The organism is Pseudonocardia benzenivorans CB1190, assembly GCF_000196675.2.
GTDB classification, from domain to species: domain Bacteria; phylum Actinomycetota; class Actinomycetes; order Mycobacteriales; family Pseudonocardiaceae; genus Pseudonocardia; species Pseudonocardia benzenivorans.
Genome location: NC_015312.1, coordinates 269647 through 273267, shown reverse-complemented (window position 1 = coordinate 273267; position 3621 = coordinate 269647). Strand labels below are relative to the sequence as shown.

Sequence of the window (3621 nt, the reverse complement as noted above, 5' to 3'; positions counted from 1 at the left end):
GACTCTCCCCAGGTACCTCAGACGATCGAGGTTCGTTGCGGCAGAACGAGATCGGTGGCGACGCGGCGTCAGGCGTCGGGCACGTGGGCCGTGCCGGGCGCGGCCGGGACGACGTCGACGGCCTGCGACCGCCACGCCGTCCACAGCTGCGCGTACCGGCCGTCGTGGGCGAGCAGGTCGCAGTGCGTGCCGCTCTCCACCACCCGCCCGTCCTCCATGACGACGATCCGATCGGCGGTGGCGGCCTGCGTGAGCCGGTGCGCGACGACGATCGTCGTGCGGCCGGCGGTCGCCGCCGCGGCGGCCTGTTCGAGCCCGCGGGCGCCGAGGCTGCCCGCCTCGGCGGTGGCCTCGTCGAGGATCGCGACCGGCGGGTCGCAGATCACGAGCCGGGCCAGTGCCAGCTGCTGGGCCTGTGCCGCGGTCAGCTCGCGGCCGCCCTCCCCGACCTCCGTGGCGATCCCGTCGGGCAGCGCGTCGACCCACTCGAGCGCGCCGACCCGGGCGAGCGCGTCGCGCACCTCCTCGTCCGTCGCGTCCGGCCGGGCGAGCCGGACGTCGTCGGCCAGCGGGCCCGCGAACACGTGCACCTCCTGGCTGACGATCGCCACCTGCGCGCGCACCTGCTCCGGGGTGAGCGCGGCCAGGTCGATCCCGCCGAGCCGGACGACGCCCCGGTCGGGCACGAGCTGACCGGCGGCGATCGCGGCGAGCGTCGTCTTGCCCGCGCCTGTCGACCCGACGAGGGCCAGCCGTTCCCCCGGCTCGATCCGCAGCGTCACACCGTGCAGGACGGGGGCACCGGGCTCGTAGCCGAAGGCGATGTCGACCAGCTCGAGCGACGCGTCGGCGGGCGTCCCGCCGGGCTGCGCGCCCGCGCGCGTGTCGTCCGGGATCCGCACGACGCCCACGAGGCGCGCGAGGCAGGCCCCGGCCGACTGCACCTCGTCGAAGCTGTGCAGCGCGGTGCCCACCGGATCGAAGAGCCGGTGGAACAGCAGGGCGGCGGCCGTCGCGGCGCCGACCGTCGCGACGTCGGCCCGGACCAGCACGAACCCGATGACGAGCACGACCGACAGGCCGACGAACTCGGCCCGGTTGGTGCGCCCGACGAAGCGGGTGAACAGCGTGACGATCCCGATGCTCAGGTCGCGCGCGCGGATCGCGGCGGCGTCGATCTCGGCCAGGTGCGGACGCTCCAGCCGGTACGCGTGCACCGTCCGGGCGCCGATCATGCTCTCCATCAGCGCCTGGGACCGGGCACCGACGGCCTTGCGCTCCTGCGCGTACAGCGGCGCCGACCGCCTCAGGTACCAGCGCAGCGCCACCAGGTAGAACGGCACCGCGACGAGCCCGGCCAGGCCGAGCCGCCAGTCCAGCCCGGCCATCGCCACCAACCCGAGCACGGCGATCAGCAGCGACGAGATGACCTTCGGCAGGACGTCGGTGACCGCGCGGCCGATGGTGTTGACGTCGTCGCCGATGCGGGAGAGCAGATCGCCCTTGCCGGCCTTCTCCAGCACGGGCGTGGGCAGCGTCAGCGCCCTGGCGACGACGCGCTCGCGCATCGTCGCCAGCACCGACTCGCCGAGCTTGCTGGTCAGGTAGGCCGCGACGCCGCTGAGCACGCCGCCGACCACGGCGGCGACGACGAGGACGACCGAGATCATCACGATCGTCGACGTCGGCCCCCGGTCGCGCACGCCGTCGACTAGCGCGGCGAAGACGTAGGACGGCAGCACGGCCGCCGCGGCGGCGACGATCCCGACGAACAGCGTGAGCGCGGCCAGCGCCCGGTGGTGGCGCAGCTCGCCCGCGAGCCACGACCACGACTCGCGGGCACCGGCGACCGGCAGCAGGGTCCGCCGGTCGGGGGTGGCGACGGTCTCCGTCACGGCGGTCATCAGCGCAACACCGCCCTGCGGTAGTCGTCGTCGCGGTCGACCAGCTCGTCGTGGGTCCCGGAGGTGCGCACGACGCCGTCGTCGACGACCACGACCCGGTCCACGGTCGCGAGCAGGATGGGGCTGGAGGTCACCAGCAGCGTCGTGCCGCCCCGGCCCGGTCCGTGGCGCAGCGCGCGCAGGCCCCGCGCGATCGTCTGTTCGGTGACGGGGTCGACCGCCGTGGTCGGGTCGTGCAGCACCAGGACCGGCGGCCGGGTGTGCAGCGCCCGGGCCAGCGCGACCCGCTGCCGCTGGCCGCCCGACAGGCTGGCGCCGCGTTCGGAGACGGGCGTGTCCAGCCCGTCGGCGTGGACCTCGACGACGTCGTCGGCGGCCGAGGCGCGCAGCACGGCGTCGAGGAGGTCCGGGTCGTCGGGCCGGCTGCCCTCGTCGTCCCCGACGACGATGTTGGAGCGCAGCGTGCCGGTGAAGACGTCGGTGGTGTGCGGCTCGACGAGCAGCGCCGCCCGCGCCGCGCGGTGCCCCGCGACGGCGACGTCGACCCCGGCGACCGCGACCGTGCCGCGGTAGTCCTCCGGGGCGAGCTGTCCGGCCAGCACGGTCACCAGCGCCTCGGCGTCGGCCGCCCGCGGTGCGACGACCCCGACGAGCTCACCCGGGGCGACCGACAGCTCGAGTCCCTGCAGGCTCCCGTAGTGCAGGCCGGTGACGTCGAGGCCGTGCGGCGGCGCGGGCAGCTCCGCGGTGTCGTCGGGCACGAGCGGGGGCGCCGAGAGCACCATCGCGACCCGGTTGGCCGACGCCCTCGCCTCGGCGATCCAGCTCGGCACCACGGTGAGCTGGGCCAGCGGCTCGACGAGGAACTGCGCGAGCCCGATCACGGTGACGAACTGGCCGATGGTGATCGCGCCGTCGAGCGCCAGCCAGCCCGCCGCGATCGCGATGCCCGCAGCCAGCAGGTTGGACAGCGTCGCCGAGATCCCCTCGAAGCCGCGCTGGGTGCGCGCGGCGCGCAGCGTCGCCCGCAGCGACCGCCTGCTGACCTCCCGGTAGCGGCGGCTCGCCGGCTCGTGCGCCCCGATGCCCCGCAACGGCCGCAGCCCGGCGACCAGGTCGGTCGCCACCGCGGCGGCGCGGCCGGCCGTCTCCTGCTGGTGCTGGATGCGGCGGGTGATCAGCGGCTCGGACAGCTGCAGCACCACCAGCACGAGCGGTGTGCCCAGCACGACGCCGAGACCGAGCGGCACGTCGATGAGCAGCAGCGTCACGGCGCAGACCGTGACGGCGGTGAGCGAGGCGACGATCCGCGGGATGTAGTCCAGGAAGTAGGAGGCGTTGTCCGCGTCGCTGGAGGAGATGGTCAGCAGCTCGCCCGACCGCAGGTCGGTGCGGACGCCGCGGGGCCGCAGGATCGTGCCGGCGACCTCGATCCGCAGGTTGGCGCCCTCGCCGGCCTCGGCGTAGGTGAGCAGCCGCGCGCCGAACCGCCACATCAGCGACAGCACGAGGAACAGCACCGCCAGCACGGCCACCCAGACGACCAGCTGCGCGACGTCACCCGTCGCGACCGCCCGGTCGATGATCACACCGATGACGACGGGGACCAGCGCCTCGCAGATCTGGTGCCCGCCGTACATCGCCGACCCGAGGGTCAGCCAACGGCGGTTGCGGGAGATCCCCGTCAGGAGCACTCGCGAACCGGTCATCTCGGGCA

At 74.9% G+C, this 3621-nt stretch carries 2 protein-coding genes; both read right to left on the bottom strand.

All coding sequences use genetic code 11. The features are described 5' to 3' along the window. Nucleotides 1-68: 68 nt before the first annotated feature. A complete protein-coding gene (locus tag PSED_RS01315) occupies nt 69-1904 on the bottom strand; it encodes an ABC transporter ATP-binding protein (protein ID WP_013672467.1) in 1836 nt (611 codons plus the stop codon). Further along, nucleotides 1904-3613, bottom strand: a complete 1710-nt coding sequence (locus PSED_RS01310; protein ID WP_041760282.1) for an ABC transporter transmembrane domain-containing protein — start codon at nt 3611-3613, stop codon at nt 1904-1906. Before PSED_RS01310 ends, PSED_RS01315 begins: the two co-directional genes overlap by 1 nt. Between the last annotated feature and the right edge of the window lie 8 nt (nt 3614-3621).

What these genes read in the sequence shown, in the direction of transcription:
- PSED_RS01310 (WP_041760282.1), bottom strand. Translation starts at nt 3,613, where the DNA reads ATGACCGGTTCGCGAGTGCTCCTGACGGGGATCTCCCGCAACCGCCGT.
- PSED_RS01315 (WP_013672467.1), bottom strand. Translation starts at nt 1,904, where the DNA reads ATGACCGCCGTGACGGAGACCGTCGCCACCCCCGACCGGCGGACCCTG.